The 18872-nt window shown below is 74.5% G+C and carries 19 protein-coding genes; 8 read left to right on the plus strand and 11 right to left on the minus strand.

Features of this window, described 5'->3' with window-relative positions; all coding sequences use genetic code 11:
* Positions 1 to 12 precede the first annotated feature (12 nt).
* The 3 genes from murC to OOK34_RS01715 form a co-directional block, all read right to left on the minus strand.
* A complete protein-coding gene (murC, locus tag OOK34_RS01705) occupies positions 13 to 1407 on the minus strand; it encodes a UDP-N-acetylmuramate--L-alanine ligase (protein ID WP_267032080.1) in 1395 nt (464 codons plus the stop codon).
* A gap of 43 nt (positions 1408 to 1450) precedes the next feature.
* Positions 1451 to 1918 carry an indole-3-glycerol phosphate synthase gene (locus tag OOK34_RS01710; RefSeq protein WP_267032081.1) on the minus strand — a complete coding sequence of 156 codons (468 nt, stop codon included), beginning with the start codon at positions 1916 to 1918 and terminating at the stop codon, positions 1451 to 1453.
* Between the two features lie 146 nt (positions 1919 to 2064).
* On the minus strand, positions 2065 to 2847 hold the full coding sequence (locus tag OOK34_RS01715; RefSeq protein WP_267032082.1) for a pyrimidine reductase family protein: 783 nt from the start codon (positions 2845 to 2847) through the stop codon (positions 2065 to 2067).
* Positions 2848 to 2883: 36 nt separating this feature from the next.
* Between OOK34_RS01715 and zapE the strand changes: the two genes are divergently transcribed.
* Both zapE and OOK34_RS01725 read left to right on the plus strand, forming a co-directional pair.
* Positions 2884 to 3990, plus strand: coding sequence for a cell division protein ZapE (gene zapE, locus OOK34_RS01720; protein WP_267032083.1), 1107 nt, complete (start codon positions 2884 to 2886; stop codon positions 3988 to 3990).
* A gap of 60 nt (positions 3991 to 4050) precedes the next feature.
* Positions 4051 to 4476 (plus strand): OsmC family protein, encoded by a 426-nt coding sequence (locus OOK34_RS01725; protein ID WP_267032084.1) that lies wholly within the window; start codon positions 4051 to 4053, stop codon positions 4474 to 4476.
* A gap of 71 nt (positions 4477 to 4547) precedes the next feature.
* Here the strand turns inward: OOK34_RS01725 and OOK34_RS01730 are convergent, their stop codons facing one another.
* From OOK34_RS01730 to OOK34_RS01740, 3 genes are read right to left on the minus strand one after another with little or no spacing between them, the layout of a single operon-like run.
* On the minus strand, positions 4548 to 5789 hold the full coding sequence (locus tag OOK34_RS01730) for an HTTM domain-containing protein (RefSeq protein ID WP_267032085.1): 1242 nt from the start codon (positions 5787 to 5789) through the stop codon (positions 4548 to 4550).
* On the minus strand, positions 5786 to 6439 hold the full coding sequence (locus OOK34_RS01735) for a DUF5819 family protein (RefSeq protein WP_267032086.1): 654 nt from the start codon (positions 6437 to 6439) through the stop codon (positions 5786 to 5788). Before OOK34_RS01735 ends, OOK34_RS01730 begins: the two co-directional genes overlap by 4 nt.
* A 51-nt stretch (positions 6440 to 6490) precedes the next feature.
* Entirely contained in the window at positions 6491 to 6988 is a 498-nt protein-coding gene (locus tag OOK34_RS01740; RefSeq protein WP_267032087.1) for a hypothetical protein, read from the minus strand.
* A 213-nt stretch (positions 6989 to 7201) separates the two neighbouring features.
* On the opposite strand from OOK34_RS01740, the gene OOK34_RS01745 reads away from it, so the two are divergent.
* Positions 7202 to 8101 carry a polysaccharide deacetylase family protein gene (locus OOK34_RS01745; protein WP_267032088.1) on the plus strand — a complete coding sequence of 300 codons (900 nt, stop codon included), beginning with the start codon at positions 7202 to 7204 and terminating at the stop codon, positions 8099 to 8101.
* 49 nt (positions 8102 to 8150) lie between these two features.
* Here the strand turns inward: OOK34_RS01745 and OOK34_RS01750 are convergent, their stop codons facing one another.
* From OOK34_RS01750 to OOK34_RS01760, 3 genes are read right to left on the minus strand one after another with little or no spacing between them, the layout of a single operon-like run.
* The gene (locus OOK34_RS01750; RefSeq protein WP_323183388.1) at positions 8151 to 8807 is read right to left on the minus strand and encodes an ABC transporter; all 657 of its coding nucleotides are present in this window, start codon (positions 8805 to 8807) and stop codon (positions 8151 to 8153) included.
* Complete coding sequence (locus tag OOK34_RS01755) at positions 8804 to 9613, minus strand: ATP-binding cassette domain-containing protein (RefSeq protein ID WP_267036585.1); 810 nt, start codon at positions 9611 to 9613, stop codon at positions 8804 to 8806. The genes OOK34_RS01750 and OOK34_RS01755 overlap by 4 nt, the downstream gene beginning before the upstream one ends.
* Positions 9610 to 10284, minus strand: coding sequence for an AIM24 family protein (locus OOK34_RS01760; protein ID WP_267032089.1), 675 nt, complete (start codon positions 10282 to 10284; stop codon positions 9610 to 9612). The genes OOK34_RS01755 and OOK34_RS01760 overlap by 4 nt, the downstream gene beginning before the upstream one ends.
* 71 nt (positions 10285 to 10355) lie before the next feature.
* Here OOK34_RS01760 and OOK34_RS01765 point away from each other — a divergent pair, with 71 nt between their 5' ends.
* The 5 genes from OOK34_RS01765 to OOK34_RS01785 all read left to right on the plus strand — a co-directional run bounded on the left by OOK34_RS01765 (position 10356) and on the right by OOK34_RS01785 (position 16493).
* On the plus strand, positions 10356 to 11105 hold the full coding sequence (locus OOK34_RS01765; protein WP_267032090.1) for a peptidyl-tRNA hydrolase: 750 nt from the start codon (positions 10356 to 10358) through the stop codon (positions 11103 to 11105).
* A 213-nt stretch (positions 11106 to 11318) separates the two neighbouring features.
* A complete protein-coding gene (locus OOK34_RS01770; protein ID WP_267036586.1) occupies positions 11319 to 12599 on the plus strand; it encodes a DUF692 domain-containing protein in 1281 nt (426 codons plus the stop codon).
* Positions 12596 to 13627: a TIGR04222 domain-containing membrane protein gene (locus OOK34_RS01775; protein ID WP_267032091.1), complete on the plus strand. Its 1032-nt coding sequence runs from the start codon at positions 12596 to 12598 to the stop codon at positions 13625 to 13627. Before OOK34_RS01770 ends, OOK34_RS01775 begins: the two co-directional genes overlap by 4 nt.
* A gap of 84 nt (positions 13628 to 13711) precedes the next feature.
* Complete coding sequence (locus tag OOK34_RS01780) at positions 13712 to 14470, plus strand: TIGR04222 domain-containing membrane protein (protein WP_267032092.1); 759 nt, start codon at positions 13712 to 13714, stop codon at positions 14468 to 14470.
* Positions 14471 to 14741: 271 nt separating this feature from the next.
* Positions 14742 to 16493: an alpha/beta hydrolase gene (locus OOK34_RS01785; RefSeq protein WP_267032093.1), complete on the plus strand. Its 1752-nt coding sequence runs from the start codon at positions 14742 to 14744 to the stop codon at positions 16491 to 16493.
* A 111-nt stretch (positions 16494 to 16604) separates the two neighbouring features.
* On the opposite strand, the gene hemQ is transcribed toward OOK34_RS01785, so the two are convergent.
* On the minus strand, positions 16605 to 17318 hold the full coding sequence (gene hemQ, locus OOK34_RS01790; RefSeq protein WP_267032094.1) for a hydrogen peroxide-dependent heme synthase: 714 nt from the start codon (positions 17316 to 17318) through the stop codon (positions 16605 to 16607).
* A 23-nt stretch (positions 17319 to 17341) separates the two neighbouring features.
* Complete coding sequence (hemG, locus tag OOK34_RS01795) at positions 17342 to 18820, minus strand: protoporphyrinogen oxidase (protein ID WP_267032095.1); 1479 nt, start codon at positions 18818 to 18820, stop codon at positions 17342 to 17344.
* Positions 18821 to 18872: the final 52 nt, after the last annotated feature.

Here is an 18872-nt window from a genome sequence, read left to right on the forward strand (position 1 = left end):
GCTCCCGCTCCCTCAGTTCGACAGCCGGGCCAGGATCTGGGGGCCCAGATCCGTGACGTCGCCCGCGCCCATGGTGAGAACGAGATCGCCGGGCTTCGCCATTCCCGCGATCACGTCGGCGACGGCTCCCTTGGAGCGCTCGGCGGTGACGTCGGCGCCGGCGGCGCGGGCCGCGGCGATGATGATCTCGCTGGTGACGCCGGGGATCGGGTCCTCGCGGGCCGGGTAGATGTCGAGGACCACGGAGGCGTCCGCCAGGGCGAGGGCCTGGCCCATCTCCTTGCCCAGTTCCTGGGTGCGGGAGAAGAGGTGGGGCTGGAAGACGACCAGGATGCGGGAGTCCCCGGCGGCGCCGCGGATGGCCTCCAGGTCGGCGTTCATCTCGGTCGGGTGGTGCGCGTAGGAGTCGATAACCTGGACCCCGGCCGCCTCGCCCTTGAGCTGGAGGCGGCGCTTGACACCGGTGTACTTGCCGAGGGCGGAGGCGAGGTTGTGCGCCGGGATGCCGAGGGCGACACCGGCGGCGAGGGCCGCGACGGCGTTGTGCGCGTAGTGGCGGCCGGGCACGGAGACGGTGAAGGTGAGCATCCGGCCGTCGATGACGACGGTGACCTCGCTGGTCAGACCACGCGGGGTGATCTTGGTGATGCGGACGTCGGCCTCGGGCTCCTCGCCGTACGTGACGACGGTGAGGCCCTCCTGGCCGGCGACCCGGCGGGCGATCTCGGCGGCGCCCTCCTGGCCGTGGGCGACGACGAGGGTGCCGCCGGGCACGACCTTGCCGACGAAGGTCTCGAAGGACTCGTAGATCTCGTCCATCGACGCGTAGTTCGCGTGGTGGTCCAGCTCCGCGTTGAGGATGATCGCGACCTGCGGGGTGTACTTGTGGAAGCTGCGGTCGCTCTCGTCCGCCTCGGCCACGAAGATGTCGCCCTCGCCGTGGTGGGCGTTGGAGCCGGGGGCGTCCAGGTCGCCGCCGATGGCGTACGAGGGGTCCAGGCCCAGGGCCGAGAGGGAGACCGCCAGCATCGAGGTGGTGGTGGTCTTGCCGTGCGTGCCTGCGACCGCGATCGGACGCAGGCCCTCCATGAGGGAGGCGAGCGCGTCGGAGCGGTGCACGACCGGGATGCCCAGCTCGGCGGCGCGGGCCAGCTCGGGGTTGTCGGCGCGGATGGCGCTGGAGACGACCACGCAGGTGGAGTCGGCGGCGAGGTGGCCGGCGGCGTGCCCGATGTGGACCGTGGCCCCGTGGGCGCGCAGCGCCTGGGCGGTCTCGGAGTCACGGGAGTCGCTGCCGGCCACCTTCGCGCCGCGCTGGGCGAGGATCTTCGCGATGCCGGACATGCCGGCGCCGCCGATGCCGATGAAGTGGGGCCGTTCCATCGCGGTCGGCAGGCCGGGCTTCATTCAGGTCGCTCCAGGATCGAGTGCGGGGTGTGTCCGCCCCAGCCTATTCGTTGTGGGCGAAGAGCTTGAGCACCGGAACCTCCACCTTGTGCCGGGCCCGGGAGGCCCAGTCGCGGTGGAAGAACTCCTCGACGAGGTGCGGGGCGGTCAGGACGATCACCTCGTCGGCGTTCGTCTCGTCGACGACGGCCCTGAGATGGTCGAGGGGGTGTGCCTCGATGATCTGTCCGACGGCCTTGGCGCCCTTGGCGCGCAGGGCCGCGAGGGAGTACTCGAGCGCCTGTGCGGCGGGGCCCAGGGCGGCCTCACCCTCGGGTTCGTCGGCCTCGTGGAGGGCCTCGGGCAGCTCGCCGAGCGCTACGTCGTCGATGGCGCGGAGCAGTCGGTCCTGGTCGCCCCTGGGTTGCATGAGGACGACGAAGGAGACCGGGTCGTCTCCGTGCAGAGTGGTGACGAAGTCCACGTCCACCGTGGTCAGCGGCTGCTCGATCATCAATACGCTCGTGAACACGGACGCCCTCTCCTTCATGGGCCGAGACCGGTCGGCCGGCCCCTGCGGAAACCATCCTGCCCCGCTGTCGCGCGGGGCCTCGCGGATATGTGTGCCCAGGTATGTGCCCGACGGAAGCTAAGCGGAACGAGAAATTCCGCTCCTTCTCAGATCCGACGGTAGCTCGTGAACAGGAACCCGGCCTCTTCCAGTACGCAGGCGGGCGCGAGCCGGTGCGGAACCGTGACGGAGGGCCCGCCGGAGATCCGCTGGGCGTCGCCCGCCGTGAGCATCGGGGAGATCGTCAGGCACAGCTCGTCCAGCGCGTCGGCGGCCACGAACTGGCCCAGCAGCCGGGGCCCGCCCTCGGTCAGCTGCCGGCGCAGCCCGCGCGCGGCCAGCTCCCGCACGGCCCGCACCGGGTCAACCCCGGTCCCGTCGCCCGCCACCACCACCTCCGCCCCGGCCGCGGCGGCCTCGGCCACCCGGTCGGCGGGGGCGCCGGCCCCGGTGACCACCAGCGTGGGTACGAGGGGCGAGGTGAACAGGGGCAGGGTGAAGTCCAGGTCCAGGCTCGCGGTGACCACCGCGATGGCCGGGGCGGGGCCCTGCCCGGCGGCCGCGCGGCGGGCCGCGAAGGCCTCCCGGGCCCGGGCCGGGCGGTAGCCCTCCTGGCGAACCGTTTCCGCCCCCACCACCACCACATCGGCCAGCGCCCGCAGGGTGCCGAAGATCCGCATGTCGGTCTCGCCCGAGATGGGCTGCGAACGCCCCTCGTGCTGGGCGGCCCCGTCCAGGGTGGACACCATGTTCGCCCGCAGCCAGTGCGCGCCGGGGGCCAGCTCGGGATAGGCGTAGGCGTCCGCGAGCTCGTCCAGCGACCACTCGCGGTCGGCCGGGTCCCCGGAGGCGGCGGATGTCTGATCGGTCACAGGGAACAGGCGTCGCATCGGTGCAGTGTGACACGCCCCGTAGAGTTAAGAGCTGTGTCAACATCACTCTCCACCTCCGGTCCTGCCTCCGGGCAGCCCCCGATAGCCGACGCGGGCCCGCTGGCTCTGTGCACCCGTGAACCGCGCGTGCCCGCCGAACGGCTGGTGGCCGAGATGGTCCCGCCGCCCCGCTTCGACTCGGTGCGCTTCGACACCTACAACCCGGACCCGGCCCAGCCGAGCCAGACCGAGGCCGTCACCGTGCTGAGCGGCTTCGCCGCCGGTCTGGGCGGGGCGCACGCCAGCGGCGCCGGCCGGCGCAAGTGGTTCGGCAGGAAGGCCGCCGCCCCCGCCGCCGGCCCGCGCGGGGTCTACCTCGACGGCGGCTACGGCGTCGGCAAGACCCACCTGCTCGCCTCCCTGTGGCACGCCACCCCGGCCGAGCCCGCGCTCAAGGCCTTCGGCACCTTCGTGGAGCTGACGAACCTGGTCGGCGCGCTCGGTTTCCAGCAGACCGTGCAGACCCTGGGCGGGCACCGGCTGCTGTGCATCGACGAGTTCGAGCTGGACGACCCGGGCGACACCGTGCTGGTGTCCTCTCTGCTCAGCCGCCTCGTCGAGCAGGGCGTGGCGCTGGCCGCCACCTCCAACACGCTGCCCGGCAAGCTCGGTGAGGGCCGCTTCGCCGCCGCCGACTTCCTGCGCGAGATCCAGGGGCTGTCCGCCCACTTCCGGCCGCTGCGCATCGACGGCCAGGACTACCGCCACCGCGGCCTGCCCGAGGCCCCCGCGCCGTTCTCCGACGAGCAGGTGGCCAAGGCCGCGTACGCGACCCCGGGCGCGAGCCTCGACGACTTCCCGGGGCTGCTGGAGCACCTGGCGAAGGTCCACCCGAGCCGCTACGGGGCGCTCACGGACGGGATCTCGGCGGTCTGCCTGACCGACGTCGGCCCGGTCCCGGACCAGTCGACGGCCCTGCGTCTGGTGGTGCTGGCCGACCGGCTGTACGACCGCGAGGTCCCGGTGCTGGCCTCCGGGGTGCCCTTCGACCGGCTGTTCAGTGAAGAAATGCTCAACGGCGGATATCGGAAGAAGTACTTCCGAGCCATATCGCGGCTCACCGCGCTCGCACGCGACGCGAAACCCCTGGTGTCCCAGTAGGTTTGGCACGGCCGGGCGCTTCTTTGGCCCGGCCGTTTCCACTTCTGCGAAGGGATCACCATGGCCACCACGCGTCACGCGCACACCATCTGGGAAGGCAACCTGCTGCAGGGCAAGGGTGTCGTCACCCTCGACTCCTCGGGCCTCGGCTCGTACGACGTCTCCTGGCCCGCCCGTTCCGAGGCCGCGAACGGCAAGACCAGCCCGGAAGAGCTGATCGCCGCAGCCCACTCCAGCTGCTACTCGATGGCTCTGTCCCACGCCCTGGACGGGAAGGGCACCCCGCCCACCCGCCTGGAGACCAAGGCCGATGTGACCTTCCAGCCCGGTGAGGGCATCACCGGCATCCACCTGACGGTGGAGGCCGAGGTCCCCGGTCTGGACGCGGCCACCTTCGCCGCCGTCGCCGAGGACGCCAAGAAGAACTGCCCGGTCAGCCAGGCCCTGACGGGTACGACGATCACCCTGAGCGCCACCCTCGCCTGATTCCCCGCACCGCCGCCGGGCCCCCGCGCACCCCGCCGGGGCCCGGTGGGGTGACGGGCCGCCCGCTTACGTCAGTCCCGGGTGGTCAGCGCCCTGCGGACGCGCGCGTCCAGGGCGAGCAGCACGGCGGTCGGCAGGAAGAGCGCGTCACAGACGATCATGGCCACGGAGAGAAACGGGAGCCCGAGGACCACGGCGATCCCCGCGTGCTCGGCCATCATCACGGCGAGCAGGACGTTCTTGATCCTGCGGTTGGCCAGGGTGAAGGGGAACGCCACCTGGATGACCACCGTCGCGTACGCCATGACCACGAGCGGGACCATCCCGGAGGCCAGCAGCTCCGACAGCCAGGGCCAGGGCCGGAAGTGGTCCAGGTGCAGGGCGTAGTACAGGGCGCTGCCCTCCTGCCAGCGCGAACCCTGGATCTTGTACCAGCCGGCGGTGGCGTAGATGAAGCAGACCTGTAGGGCCAGCACGGCCATCGCGCAGTTGTGCAGCATGCCGGTCAGGCGGTCCAGCACCGGGCGGGCCTCGTGCTCCGGGAACCACAGCACGGCCGCGTGGCGCAGTCCGTGGGCCGCCCACAGGGCCCACAGCACGGCGCTCCAGCCCCACTGGGGAAATCCGAACAGGACTCCGAGAAGTGCGCCCGTCCCCTGCCACAGGTGCAGCCCGGACCGGTCCCGCGCACCGGCCTCCCGCAGACGGCGCCGGCGGCGGGCGTCGAGCGACCAGACGTCGGCGCAGCGCAGGAAGACCAGGTAGATGGCCATGATCCGCAGGACGTTGTCGCCGCCGTCGCCCAGGAAGGGGGAGCGGAACTCCAGGGAGAGCACGCCCACCATGAAGAACACGGACGTGCCGCGGGTCCGCCAGCCCACCATCAGCAGCAGGGCGGCCGCCAGGGTGGCGTGGTAGACGGTCTCGAACCACCACCGGCCGGTCCACCAGGTCAGCACGGTGAAGGCCCGGTCCTCACCGATCACCCGTACGGCCATGTCCATCGACCAGGGGTTGAGGTCGCCGAACAGGATCCGGCGGTGCGGCCATTCGCGTACGAGGAAGCCCGCGCAGACGAAGGCGAAGCCGATGCGGACGACCGCCGCCTGGTGGGGGAACCGGATCCGGCCGGTGGCCTCCACGAACGCGGTCAGCAGCTCGGGGACGGACCGCCGGGGGGCGGGCTCCTCCCCGGCGCCGGCGGCCGGTGGGGCCGGGGGGCGGGTGGGCGAAGCGGTTCCGGGCCCGTCCGGCGCCGGGGCGGGCGCCGGGATGAGGGGGATCACTCGGGCCGGTTTCTCGTCGGGGGTCACAGGTTCTGCCTGTCCTCCCCCGCGACCGGCCACCAGGGCAGCGTCAGTTCGCGGGGGGTGGTGTCGAGGGGACTGAGGTCCCAGTCGGGCGGCTCCACGGCCGTCGCCCGTGTCCGGAGCTGGACCGCGACGACGGGCCGCTCTCCACTCGCGGCGGGGGCGAGGCGCTGGAGCACGACGCGCTTGAGGTAGCGCTCGGACAGGCCCGCACGCGCGTCCGGGGCCGCCCCGCCTTCGTCCGCGTGGGTGACCGTGTAGAAGTCCCAGGCCCGGCGCAGCATGTTCTGGTGCAGGTGGCTGGGGATCGCGGTGCCGCGGAAGGCCTCGATGTCCTGCGCGGTCAGATCGGTCCACCGCCCGACGCCGCCGGCGCCGTCAGCCGTGCCGGTCCGTACGCGTGCGGAGATCGCGACGTTCTCCTGGACCGGATTGGGGGCGAAGAGCTTCCAGTCCTGCCCGAACTCCGGGCGGACGTGGCCTTCGATCGCCGCCGCGTACTCCCGTGAGATGCCGTTGGGGGGTGCGAGGGAGAGGAACAGTGTCGCGCCGTGCCACAGCGCGGCGCCGGCCAGGACGACGGCGCCCGCGACGAGCGCCGCGAGGGCCGGCGGTGACCAGGCCTGGGGAGGGTGTTCCTGAGTGCCCGTCATGACTGTGCGCTCCTGATTCCGCCGGGCCTGATCACGTGTCCGATTGCGGAGTCAGCGGCCGAGGCCGAGGCCGCCGAGCAGCGTTCCACCACCGGGAACGCTGAGCGTGCCGGGCGCGCCGGAGGTACCACCCGAAGAACCGGAGGTGCCCGAGGTACCGGAGGACGAAGCGCCGGAGGAGCCCGACGTACCCGAAGAGCCGGAGGTGCCGGAGGTACCCCCGGAAGTACCGGAGGAACCGGAGGTGCCGGAGGTACCACCCGAAGAGCCCGACGTACCCGAAGAACCGGACGTGCCCGAGGAGCCCGAGGTGCCGTTGTCGTCGCCGTCCCCGAGGAGCAGCCGGCGAATGTTCAGCTCGACGTGCGGCCGGAACTCGTTGGTCTGGTTGCAGAAGCCGTTCAGTACCGGGCCGCAGCTGTGGTTGATCTCGTGCGTCTGGGAGTTGTTGGAGCCGTCGCCGTACTGGTCCGCCACGGCGACCTGGCCGAACGCCGAAGCACCGGCGATCGAGACCACGACCAGAATCGACTGCAGAACGCGCCTCATCGTGCCACCTTTCCTCGCGTTTGACGGCGACCGCACCGGCCGCCGCAGCCGCCCCAACGAAAGGATTCGGCCTAGGTCACGAAGGCGGGCGCCCCCGATGGGCCAGGCCGGTGACGGGAGAACACCGACGGCCTCCGTCAGGGGAACGGCCGTCCGTCCGCTTGACCGCCTGTCGAGCGGCCTTCTTATCGGAAAGTCATATATTTTGCGTGCGTGACCCTTTCTGTACGCAAAGTAGCGGCCGTAGCCGCGCTCAGTGCCGCCCTCGCGGGATGCGGGGGCGGTTCCGACGGCGCCCCGCAGGGTGCCGGCCAGGCCCGGCTGGGCAGCCCCGCGGCCTCCGGCCCGGCCACCGCGGCAGCCCCGGCCTCCCCCTCCGCACCCGCGTCCCCGCTGGCCGGTGCGCCCGCCCGGGTGCCGACCCTCGCACCCGGCCCGAACGGCCTGACCCCCGTCTTCGAGCGGGCCCGCCAGGGGGCCGACAAGACGGTGGCGCTGACCTTCGACGCCGATATGACCTCCGATCAGGGGCCGCGCGCCGCCTCGGGGGAACGGTTCGACAACCCGGACCTGATCTCCGCCCTGCGCCGGCTGAAGGTGCCCTCGACGGTCTTCATGACGGGCCGCTGGGCGGAGGAGTACCCGGACCAGGCGAAGTCCATCGGCACCGACCCGAACTTCGAGATCGCGAACCACTCTTACAGCCACCACGCCTTCAAGTCCCCCTGCTACGGACTCCCCGCGCTGGACGGCGAAGCCGCCCGGGCCGACGTGGACCGGGCCTTCGCGGCGTTCAGGAAGGCGGGCGCGGTCAACACGGTGCCGTACTTCCGCTTCCCCGGCGGCTGCTACGACGACCAGGCGCTGCGGGCCCTGGCCCCCGCCCGGGTGACGGCCGTGCAGTGGGACGTGGTCAGCGGGGACGCCTTCGCCAAGGACCCCGACGCGGTGGCGGAGCAGGTGCTGGCCGGGGTGAAGCCCGGTTCGGTGGTGGTCATGCACTGCACGCGCAGCGCCGCCCCGGTGACCGAGCAGGCAATCCAGAAGATCGTCCCGGAGCTGCGCAAGCGCGGGTTCCGCTTCGTGAAGGTGTCCGAGCTGATGGGGAAGTGACGTTGGGGAAGTGACGTTTCGGCAGGGAGGGAGGGAGGCAGGGGCGCGCTCAGCCGCGGCGGGCGCTGACGAGACAGGCCACCGCGCCCGCCGCCCCGGCCAGCAGCAGCGCCCCCGCCAGGGCGCCCAGCGGAAGCGGCACGGTGTCCGAGCGGGCGGCCGTGACCAGGGCGGACACCGCACTGCGGGCCGGGGAGAAGGCCGCGACCCAGGCCAGCAGGGAGCCGACGCCCCCGGCGAGGACCGCGAGGCCCCGCCCCCGGACCAGCGGCCTGCTGCACACCGCGCCCACGGCCGCGCCCGTCAGGGCGCACACCGCCACCCCCACCGCCCCGGCCAGGGCCACCTCGGCCGGGGGCTGCCGCTGGAAGTCGCCGAGCAGCATCGCGAAAGCCGCGCCGGCGGCCCCGGCGAGCAGGCTCCCGCCCAGGGCGGTCAGCAGGGCCGCCGCGTGCACCCGGGTGGGCCCGGCCGCGGCGGCGGAGCAGTCGCGGGCCGCCGGGGGTTCGCCGGTGACGCAGATCCGGACCAGCCAGGCGGTCTGTGGGACCAGGCCGGCGGCCGCGTAGCCGAGGGCGTCCAGCACCGGGTCGCCGGAGCGGACGCCGACGGCCACGAAGGCCGCGTACACGACGAGGGGGGCGATCCAGCGCTGGGAGCGCAGCAGCAGGGCGCCCTGGTAGCGGATCAGGGCGGTCACGGTCACGGAAGTTCCTCCACGGCACGGATGTGCCAGGGCGGGTGGGCGGTGAGCAGCTCGCGCAGCAGGGCGTCGGAGCGGTCGGCGTCCACGGTCAGCAGGACCCCGCCGTCGGGGGCGGGCGCGGCGGCCGGGCCCGGGGGCGGCTCGGCGCCGGGCGGGCCCGCCGCGTGGATCCGTACGCACGGCGCCCGGGCCGGGGCCACCGGCTCCAGCGCGGCGCCGCGCACCCGGTAGTGGGCGTCGGGCAGGCCGGCGAGCCGGGCGGGGTCGTGGTCGACGAAGACCACCGTGCCCCCGGCGGCGGTGCGCTCGGTGACGGCCCGGTCCAGCTCGGCCCGGGCGGGCGCGTCCAGCCCGGTCCAGGCTTCGTCGAGGACGAGCAGCCCGGGCTCGGCGAGCAGGGCCTGGGCCACGGCCACCTTCTGGCTGGTGCCCTTGGACAGTTCGGCCATCGGAGTGCGGGCGTAGGCGGCGGCGCCGAACCGCTCCAGCCCGTCGGCCACCCGCCGGGCCGCCTCGGCGCGCGGCAGGCCCTGCACCCGGCCCAGGTGGGTCAGGTAGGCGCCCGCCGTGAGCGGCAGGGCCGCCGGGAAGCGTTCGGGGACGTAGGCGGTGCGGTGCGGGCGGCCCGTGACGCGCCCCTCGGTCGGGGTGTCGATGCCGGCGAGGATGCGCAGCAGGGTGGACTTGCCGCCGCCGTTGCCCCCTTCGACGCGGACCAGGGAGCCGTCCGGCAGCTCCGCCGTGACCCCGCGCAGCACCCAGGGCCGCCGCCTGCCGTAGCGGCGGCCCACGTCGGTGAGCCTCAGTGGGCCGCCACCGTCTCGGTGACCTCGCTGGGCCGGACGATGACGAAGCCCTCGCCGCGCAGCATCAGCTGGACGGCCTCGCCGGAGCCGCCGCGGATCATGGAGCCGACCGACTGGGAGCGGTGCAGCCCGGTCTCCAGGTGGGCGCTCCAGCCGACGACCGCGTCCGTGTCCACGTACACCGGCGCCTGCGCGGTGACCGGGATGATGATCGGGTTGCCGTCGCAGACCACGGCGAGCTTGCCGGTGCCGGTGAAGAGGCTGTTGAAGAGGCCGCCGCCGGTCATGCCGGCGCCCTTCACCATTTTGATCTCGTAGGACAGGGTCGGGTCGAAGCACAGGACGTTGCGCCCGTTGATGGTCAGGGCGTCGCCGGGCTCGAAGTCGATGATGAAGCAGTTGCCGGCCTGGTGCGCGAACCACGCCTCGCCCTGGCCGCGTACGGACATCAGCGCGAGGCCCTCACCGGTGACGGCCCGCTTGAGCATGCCGCCGATGCCCTGGCCCTTGCGCTCGAACTGGAGGTTGCCGCGGAAGGCGACCATCGAGCCCTGGCGGGCGAGCATCTCACCGTTGACGGCGTATTTGACGGACTTGGCGTTCTGCAGGGTCATGCCCGGGGCGGTGGACTGCTGCGCCAGGTTCTCCGACGCGAAAAGGTCGCTCTTCATGGAGTCGATCCTCACCCGGGCCGGCCACCCGGGACATCCTCCTGAAGGCGGACCCTGGCATCCTTGGCCGGATGAGCAGCCAGCACACGAACGAGACCACAGGCGTACCCGCGGTCGGCGCGGACAGTCCCTTCCGGCAGGAGCACGTCCTGCGCGACGAGGCCCCGCAGTTCGTGCTGCCGCTGGTGGTGCGGATCGAGAAGACCGGACCCCCGGCCCGGACCGACGCACTGGAGACGGCGGCCCGTGCGGTGCTGGTCCTGCTGACGGACGAGCGGGCGCAAGGCGAGGGCGAGTGGGCTCAGGCGGTGCGCGACTGGCAGGACGCCAGGATCCGCAAGGTGGTCCGGCGGGCGCGCGGGGCGGAGTGGCGCAAGGCGGGGACGCTGCCGGGTGTCACGGTGCACGGGGAGGCCTCGGAGGTCCGGGTCTTCCCGCCGGTGCCGCTGGACGGCTGGCCCAAGGAGCTGGCCAAGCTCCAGGTGTCGGGCACCGACCTGGACGACCCGGAGCCGGTGGCTCCGGCCGAGCCTGGGCTGCCGGTGCTGTGGCTGAACCCCGATCTCGGCATGTCGGCCGGGAAGGCGATGGCCCAGGCGGGGCACGCGGCGCAGCTGGCCTGGTGGGAGCTGACCGCGGCCGAGCGGGCCCTGTGGCGGGCCTGCGGTTTCCGGCTGGCGGTACGCACCGCCCCGCGCGAGCGGTGGGCGGAGCTGAGCGGGAGCGGGCTGCCGGTGGTGCGGGACGCCGGTTTCACGGAGATCGCGCCGGGCTCCTGCACGGTGGTCTCGGACCACCCGGCGCTGCGCGCCCGGCTCTGAGGCGGGCGGGGGCTCCGGGGCCGGCGCGGGCCCTGCGCCGGGGCGGGCGCGGGGGCGGCTCCGGGGCGGCCGGGGCGGGCGGCCGGCGGGGCGGGCGGGCGGAACCTCAAATGTTGCTCTGAACGTCCCCTCCTGGTGGTTGATGCGGCCCTTACGGGGCCATCACATCGGCATACGGTCCGTGAGTTGGGGGCGAGGGGGGACATGAAGCCCATGGAACGCCTGGGGGTGGGCATCGGCTGGCGGCCGGAGATCGCGGACGCGGTCGAGCGGCTGGAAGGCCTGGACTGGGTCGAGGTGGTCGCGGAGAACGTCTGCCCGGGCCATCTGCCCGAGTCCCTGCTGCGGCTGCGCGAGCGCGGGGTCCGCGTCGTCCCGCACGGGGTCTCGCTGGGGCTGGGCGGGGCCGACCGCCCCGATCCCGCGAAGCTGGCGGCGCTCGGGGAGCGGGCGGTGGCGCTGGGGGCGCCGCTGGTCACCGAGCACATCGCCTTCGTACGGACCTCCTCGCCGCCCCTGGAGGCCGGGCACCTGCTGCCCGTGCCCCGGACCCGGGACGCGCTGGACGTGCTGTGCGAGAACGTCCGGATCGCGCAGGACGCGCTGCCCGTGCCGCTGGCGCTGGAGAACATCGCCGCGCTGGTCTCCTGGCCCGGGGAGGAGCTGACGGAGGCCCGGTTCCTGCGGGAGCTGGTCGAGCGGACCGGCGTACGGCTGCTCGTCGACGTGGCCAACCTGCACACGAACCGGGTCAACCGCGGTGAGGACCCGGCCGCCGTGCTGGACGGGATCCCGCTGGAGGCCCTCGCCTACGTGCACGTGGCCGGGGGCGTGGAGCGCGACGGCGTCTGGCACGACACCCACGCGCACCCCGTGCCGCCGGTGGTGCTCGAGGTGCTGGCCCGGCTGCGCGAGCGGGTGGACCCGCCCGGTGTGCTGCTGGAGCGGGACGACGACTTCCCGCCCGAGGCGGAGCTGGCCGCCGAACTGGGGCGGATCCGCGCCGTGGTGGAGGCGGGCGGGCCGCCCGGCATCCTGCGGGAGCGGGTCGCCCTGCGCGAGGACGCCCCCGGCAGGGCGAGCGAGGCCGTGCGGACCCGGGTGGGGCTCGGGCAGGCGGCCCTGCTGTCGGCGCTGGTCGCCGGGACCCCGGTACCCGAGGGCTTCGACCGGCAGCGCGTACGGGTGCAGGCGCGGGCGCTGGCCGCCAAGCGGGCCTCGGTGGTCGCGAAGCTCGCCCCGGAGCTGCCCGAGCTGCTGGGCGGTCCCGACGCCTACCGCTCGGCCTTCCTCGGCTACTCCCGCAGCCGGCCCATGCGGAACGGATACCGCCGGGACGCCCTGGACTTCGCCGAGTACCTGCTCGTACGGGACCTGCCGGCCGACCCGGCCGCCCGGCGCCGGCTCACCGCCTGGTGGCGGGACCGGTCCGGGGCCCGGCCGCCGGGCCGCGTCACGCGCTGGGCCCGCGCCCTGGTGGGGAGAGCGCCGTGAACCTCCTGGCCTTCGCCGTCTGGGCGGCCGTGATCGCCTCCACCGCCCTGCTGCTGCGCGCCCTGCGCCGCGCCCGGCCCCCGGTGTCCGGGCCCGCGCCGGTCCTGCACGACCTGTCCGAGGCCGCCTTCCTGACGGGCGGTCCCGGGACGGTGGTCGACAGCGCGCTCGTCTCGCTGCTCGGGGACGGCCGGCTGCTCGTCGGCGGCCCGGGCATCGTGCAGGCCCGGACGGGGGCGCGGGGCGCGGACCCCGCCGAGCGGGCCGTGCTGCTGGCGCTCGCGCAGGCGCCCTCGGGGTGGCTGTACCAGGTGCGGTACGCCGCCATGCGCGAGCCGGCCGTGCAGGAGACCGGGGACGGGCTGGCGGCCCGGGGGCTGCTCTCGGCCCCCGGTGCGGGGCGTGGGGCGCGGCGCTGGGGGCTGGTCCAGGCGGTGGTGTGCGTGATGCTGGTGCCGGTGTCGCTGCCGCTCACCTTCGTGTTCTGGGCACTGGACCCGGAGCCCCGGGTGCCGTTCATCCTCACGGTGCTCCCGGCGCTGCTGGGCGGCTTCGTGGCAGGGGTGGTGTGCGCACGGCGGGCCCGGCTGCGGATCACCCCGGCGGGGCGGCGGGCGCTGGCCGGCTTCCGGCAGTGGTACGCGGCGGATCCGGCGCCTCGGGTGCAGACGGCGCTGTTCGGGCTGCGGGGTCTGCGGGACCCCTACCTGCGCGAGCAGTTGGTGCCGGCGGCCCGTGGCACCCGGCTGGCGGCGGCCCAGTCCCGGGGGCGTGGGACCGGCTCGGCGGACGTGCTCGGATCGTCGGCGGAGCTGCTTCCGGTGCTCTGGTGCGCGACGAGCGACGGCGGGGGCGGATCCTCCGGGTCCGGTGGCTGCGGATCCTCCGGGAGCAGCTGTTCCGGCGGTTCCGGTTCGGGTTGTTCCGGCGGTTCCGGTTCGAGCTGGTCCGGCAGCTCCGGTTCGAGCTGTTCCAGCGGTTCGAGTTGCAGCAGTTCCTCCGGTTCCAGCTGCTCCAGCAGTTCCTGACCGGCCATCACCACCGGATCACGAGCTGCTCACGCTTGGGCACCGGTCGCCGGAATTCCGCTCCGGCGGCTGTAGAAATCGGCCATGTTCTGGATCTTGTTCCTGCTGCTGGCCTGGGCCGGGGTGCTGACCTCGGCCACACGCCTCCTGCGGGCCGCCACCGAGGCCGCCGAGCCGGCGCCCCGCCCCGCCGCCGTGCGGCGGCACGGGGCGCTGAGCCTGTACGAGGCCGCGTACCTGGCCGGCGGCCCCGAGCGGGTCGCCGTACTGACCCTGCTGTCGATGGAGCGCCGGCACCGGCTGCTGCTCGCCCGCACCGGCTGGGCCACCGTGCTCGACCCGGTCGGGCGCGACGCCCACGAGCGGGCCGTGCTGGGCGCGTTCGGCCCCGACGGGCAGTCCCCGGTGTCGGCCGTCCGGCGGGCCGCCGCCGCGCACGCGGCCGTACGGGCCCTCGCGGACCGGCTGGACGAGGCGGGCCTCGCGGTGCCGCGGGAGGTACGGGACGCCGTGTCGGACGGGGCCCGGTCGGTGCGCCGGGCCGCCGTGCTGGTCGTGGCCATGGCGGCGGCCTCGCTGGCCGTCCCGGCGGACGGGGCGACCGTGGCGAAGGTGCTGTACTGGTTCGCGCTGCCGATGCTGCTCGTCGTGTGCTGCCTGGCCGTCGCCGGACCGGGCGGTCCCGGGTGCTCCCCGTGGGCCTCCCCCGCCGGGCAGCGGCTGCTCCTCGCCCTGGAGCGGGAGCGGGCCGGGGCGGACCCCCTCGCGGCGGTGGCCGTACGCGGACTGCGCGCCGTACGCGACCCGGACCTCCGCGCCGCCCTCGGGCGCGACACCCCCTAGGCCCTGTCGTCAAAGTCCCGCCTGCCCGCGACGCCCGGCACCGCACCTCGCCGCGTTGTCGGAGCGCCCAAGTACGTCCAGTACTCGGGCGCTCCTCCGCCTTGCGATGCACGGCACCGGACGCCGCGGGCCTTACCGGCGCCACTTTGACGACAGGGCCTAGCCCTCTACGTCAACCGGGCGTACCGCGCCCCGGCGTCCGGCGGTGTGCCTGTACAGCCGCGCGGTCCTGACATCTCATCAGACCGGACGATGAGATGAAGGGAGTGCCATGCGGACCGCGCTCGCACGCCAGGCCGTCGCCGCGGCGGCCCTCTGCCTCACCCTGTGCGCCCCCGCGCCGGCCCGCGCGAGCGGCGGGAGCACCGCGGGCCCCGGCCCCGGGCCCGCCCCGACCGCCGCCGAGGACGCCGGGGCGGAACTCGTCGCCCGCCGGGCCGCCGCTGCCGCCGCCCTGCGGCCCGTGGCCGTACCGCCCCCCGCCGGCGGGGCGCCCGGGGCCCCGGCGCACGGCACCCGCCCCGTACCCGGGCCCGCCGCCGGGGCCGCCCGGCTCGACTTCCGGCCCTGCCCCGCCGCCGAGGAGCTGCCCGGACCGGTCCGCTGCGCCACCCTGCGGGTCCCGCTGGACTACGCCCGCCCGGACGGCCCGCAGATCTCCCTCACCGTCAGCCGGGTCCCGGCGACCGGCCGCGGCGGCGCCGCCCGCCAGGGCGCGCTCGTCTACAACCCCGGCGGGCCGGGCGCCTCCGGGATGTTCTTCCCCCTGCTCGCCGACCGCCCCGCGTGGGCCCGTATCGCCGCCGCCTACGACCTCGTCGGCTACGCCCCGCGCGGAGTCGGCCGCTCCGCCCCGCTGGTCTGCCAGGACCCGGCCGAGCGGCCGCACGGCCCGACCCAGGTCCCGGCCGAACCCTCCCCCGCCCACAAGCGGGAGCGGCTGGCCGCGGCCCAGGCCTACGCCCGGGGCTGCGCGCGGCACGCCGGCGCGGCGCTCGCGCACTACACGACCCTGAACAACGCCCGCGACCTGGACGTGCTGCGGGCCGCGCTCGGCGAGCCCCGGCTGAGCTTCATGGGGGCCTCCTACGGCACCTACCTCGGGGCGGTCTACGCCACCCGCCACCCGGACCGGGTCCGCCGCATGGTCTTCGACTCGGCGGTCGATCCGGACCCGCGCCGCATCTGGTACCGCAACAACCTCGCCCAGGCCCCGGGTTTCGAGCGCCGCTGGGCCGACTTCCGCGCCTGGGCGGCCCGCCACCACGCCGCGTACGGGCTGGGCACCACGGCGCGGGCCGTACGGGCGAGCTACGAGAAGGTCCGCGCGACCGTGGCCCGGACCCCGGCGGGCGGGGTCGTCGGGACGGGCGAACTGCACGCGGCGTACCTCCAGACCGCGTACTACGACGACGTCTGGCCGGAGCGGGCCGCGGCCCTCGCCGCCTTCCTGCGCGGCGACCCGGGCCCCCTCACCCGGCAGGCGGCTCCCGATCCGCGGACGGCGGCCGAGGCCGCGAACGCGACGGCCGTCTACACGGCGGTGCTGTGCAACGACGCCCCGTGGCCCGCCGACTGGGAGACCTGGGACCGCGACAACACCGAACTGGCCCGCCGCGCGCCCTTCGAGACCTGGGCCAACGCCTTCCTGAACCTGCCCTGCGCCTCCTGGCCGGTGTCCGAACGGCAGCGGCCGGTCGAGGTCGGGGCACCGGCGGGCGGGCTGCCCTCGACGCTGATCGTCGCGGCGGAACGGGACGGGGCGACGCCCCACCGGGGCGCGCTGGAACTGCAACGGCGGCTCGGCGCCCGGGCCGCGCTGGTCACGGAGCAGCGGGCGGGCACGCACGGGGTGGCCGGCGGACTCAACGCGTGCGTGGACCGACATGTCGAGCGGTATCTGCTGACGGGCGCCACCCCGGGGTGGCGCATCACGTGTGCGCCGCATCCGGAGCCCGCACCGGTGTCGCTGGACGACCGGGCAACGAGCGCTCCCAGGGCGCTGTTGCCGCCAGTCGTCTGAACTTCCGGGCGGGGTCTCCGGCTGCGTCGATTCGGGGGCAGGGCCTCCCGATCCCCGGAGACCACTCTTGTGTCACGAGTGGTCCTCCGGTCCTTCCCCCCAGGGGAGGTCTCAGGCGAGCCCGGCCACCAGATCGGCGACGGACTTGCGGCGCCCGGTGTAGAAGGGCACCTCTTCACGGACGTGCATCCGGGCCTCGGAGGCACGCAGGTGACGCATGAGGTCGACGATGCGGTACAGCTCGTCGGCCTCGAAGGCCAGCAGCCACTCGTAGTCGCCCAGCGAGAAGGAGGCGACGGTGTTGGCGCGCACGTCCGGGTAACCGCGGGCCATCTTGCCGTGGTCGGCGAGCATGCGGCGGCGGTCCTCGTCGGGCAGCAGGTACCAGTCGTAGCTGCGCACGAAGGGGTAGACGCTGACGTAGTCGCGGGCGACCTCGTCGGCCAGGAAGGCCGGGATGTGCGACTTGTTGAACTCGGCGGGGCGGTGCAGGGCCATGTTCGACCACACCGGCTCCAGGCCGCGGCCCAGCTTGGTGCGGCGGAACAGGTTGTAGGCGGTCTGCAGCTCGTCCGCGGTCTCGGCGTGCCACCAGATCATGACGTCCGCGTCGGCGCGCAGGCCCGAGACGTCATAGGTGCCGCGGACGGTGATGTCCTTGGCGGCCAGCTGGTCGAACAGCTCCTGGACCTCGTCGGCGTAGCCGGCGCGGTCTTCCGGAAGGACGTCCTTCAGCTTGAAGACGGACCACAGGGTGTAGCGGATGACCTCGTTGAGGTCCTTCGCCTTCTTCCCCGCGTTGGGAATCTTCTCTGGTGCAGTCATGTGTCCATTGTCCCGTGTGCTGATCAGTGGTCGGTGCCAGGGGTGGCCATAGCGGCGATCACCGCGTCGGCCGCCTTCCCGGCGCTCGCGATGCAGGCCGGAATGCCGACCCCGTCGTACAGGGCTCCGCAGACGGCGAAGCCGGGCAGCTCCGCGACGGCGGCCCGGATCCGGGCGACCCGGGCGAGGTGGCCGACGGGGTACTGGGGCAGTCCGCCGTCCCAGCGGGTGACGGTGGCGGCCACCGGCCGGGCGGCCAGTCCGACGGCCTCGCCGAGGTCGCCGAGGGAGACGTCGACCAGTTCGGAGTCCTCGCGCTTCAGGTCGCCCTCGTCGCCGTGGCGGCCGATGGAGGTGCGCAGCAGGAAGAGTCCGGGGTCGGCCGCGGCCCAGGACCACTTGTTGCTGGAGAAGGTGGACGCCTTGATCGTGCGGCCGTCCACGGGCGGTACGAGGAACCCGCTGGCGGCTCCGTCGGCGATCGCGGCGGGCAGGTCGGAGCGCCGGAAGGCCATGGTGACCAGGGCCATGGAGGCGTACTCGGCCTCGCGCAGCCCGGCGGCCGCGGCCGGGGCGAGGCCGGCGAGCAGCCCGGCCGCGGGGCCGGCGGGGGTGGCGAGGACCACTCCGTCGGCGTCGAGGACCTCGTCGGCGGCGGTGATCCGCCAGCCCTCGGGCGTACGGCTGATCGCGCGCACCGGGGTGCCGGTGAGGATCCGCGCCCCGGCGGCCCGGCAGGCGTCGGCGACGGCGAGCGGCAGCCGGCCGATGCCGCCGGAGATCCCGGCGAAGAAGGAGCCGGTGGCGGCCGCGCCGGTGACGGTGGTCCGCTCGGCGGCCGCGCGGGCCGCGGCCCCGCTCTGGAGGGCGCGGACGCTCTCGGTCAGCGTGGGGTGGGTGCGGACGGCGTCGTAGAGGGCGGGGACGGCGGCGCGCATCGAGATGCGGTAGGCGTCGCCGGCGTAGACCCCGCCGAGCAGCGGTTCGACCAGCCGGTCCACGACCTCGCGGCCCATCCGGGCGGCCACGTACTCGCCGACGGCCACGTCCTCGCCGACCTCGGTGGGCGGGAGTTCGGCGTCGGCGGCGATACGGGCCAGGCCCTCGGCGGACAGCACGCCGGAGGCGGCGAGCGGGGCCGTGTCGCCCGGTACGCCCATGACGTGGCCGCGCGGCATGGGCCGCAGGGCGTCCCGGGTCCACAGGTGGGCGGTCGTGGTGGCGGGGGCCTGGAGGGCGTCGCCGAGGCCCACGGCCCGGGCCAGTTCCAGGGCTTCGGGACGGCGGGCCAGCACGGACTCGGCGCCGAGGTCGACGGGGGCTCCCGCGATCTCTCCCGCGTACAGCTTGCCGCCGAGGCGCGGGCAGGCCTCCAGGAGGGTGACGCGGACGCCGTCGGCGAGCAGCCGGTGGGCGGCCGCGAGTCCCGCGATGCCGCCGCCGATGACGACGACGTGCCGCGTGGGGACCGGCCTGTCCGTACGTGTGTCCGCTTCGTGCATGAACACATCGTCTCAGACCGGCCGGTGAGGCCGGACCGTGACCGCATCGGGA

Origin of the sequence: Streptomyces sp. NBC_00091 (genome assembly GCF_026343185.1) — a bacterium.
Classification (GTDB): Bacteria; Actinomycetota; Actinomycetes; order Streptomycetales; family Streptomycetaceae; genus Streptomyces.

Excerpts from the sequence above, each read along its gene's own strand:
- hemG (WP_267032095.1), bottom strand. The coding sequence starts at position 18,820 with ATGCACGAAGCGGACACACGTACGGACAGGCCGGTCCCCACGCGGCAC.
- OOK34_RS01760 (WP_267032089.1), bottom strand. The coding sequence starts at position 10,284 with ATGAAGAGCGACCTTTTCGCGTCGGAGAACCTGGCGCAGCAGTCCACC.
- OOK34_RS01765 (WP_267032090.1), top strand. The coding sequence starts at position 10,356 with ATGAGCAGCCAGCACACGAACGAGACCACAGGCGTACCCGCGGTCGGC.
- OOK34_RS01780 (WP_267032092.1), top strand. The coding sequence starts at position 13,712 with ATGTTCTGGATCTTGTTCCTGCTGCTGGCCTGGGCCGGGGTGCTGACC.
- OOK34_RS01740 (WP_267032087.1), bottom strand. The coding sequence starts at position 6,988 with ATGAGGCGCGTTCTGCAGTCGATTCTGGTCGTGGTCTCGATCGCCGGT.
- OOK34_RS01770 (WP_267036586.1), top strand. The coding sequence starts at position 11,319 with ATGGAACGCCTGGGGGTGGGCATCGGCTGGCGGCCGGAGATCGCGGAC.
- OOK34_RS01785 (WP_267032093.1), top strand. The coding sequence starts at position 14,742 with ATGCGGACCGCGCTCGCACGCCAGGCCGTCGCCGCGGCGGCCCTCTGC.
- OOK34_RS01725 (WP_267032084.1), top strand. The coding sequence starts at position 4,051 with ATGGCCACCACGCGTCACGCGCACACCATCTGGGAAGGCAACCTGCTG.
- hemQ (WP_267032094.1), bottom strand. The coding sequence starts at position 17,318 with ATGACTGCACCAGAGAAGATTCCCAACGCGGGGAAGAAGGCGAAGGAC.
- murC (WP_267032080.1), bottom strand. The coding sequence starts at position 1,407 with ATGAAGCCCGGCCTGCCGACCGCGATGGAACGGCCCCACTTCATCGGC.
- OOK34_RS01735 (WP_267032086.1), bottom strand. The coding sequence starts at position 6,439 with ATGACGGGCACTCAGGAACACCCTCCCCAGGCCTGGTCACCGCCGGCC.
- OOK34_RS01715 (WP_267032082.1), bottom strand. The coding sequence starts at position 2,847 with ATGCGACGCCTGTTCCCTGTGACCGATCAGACATCCGCCGCCTCCGGG.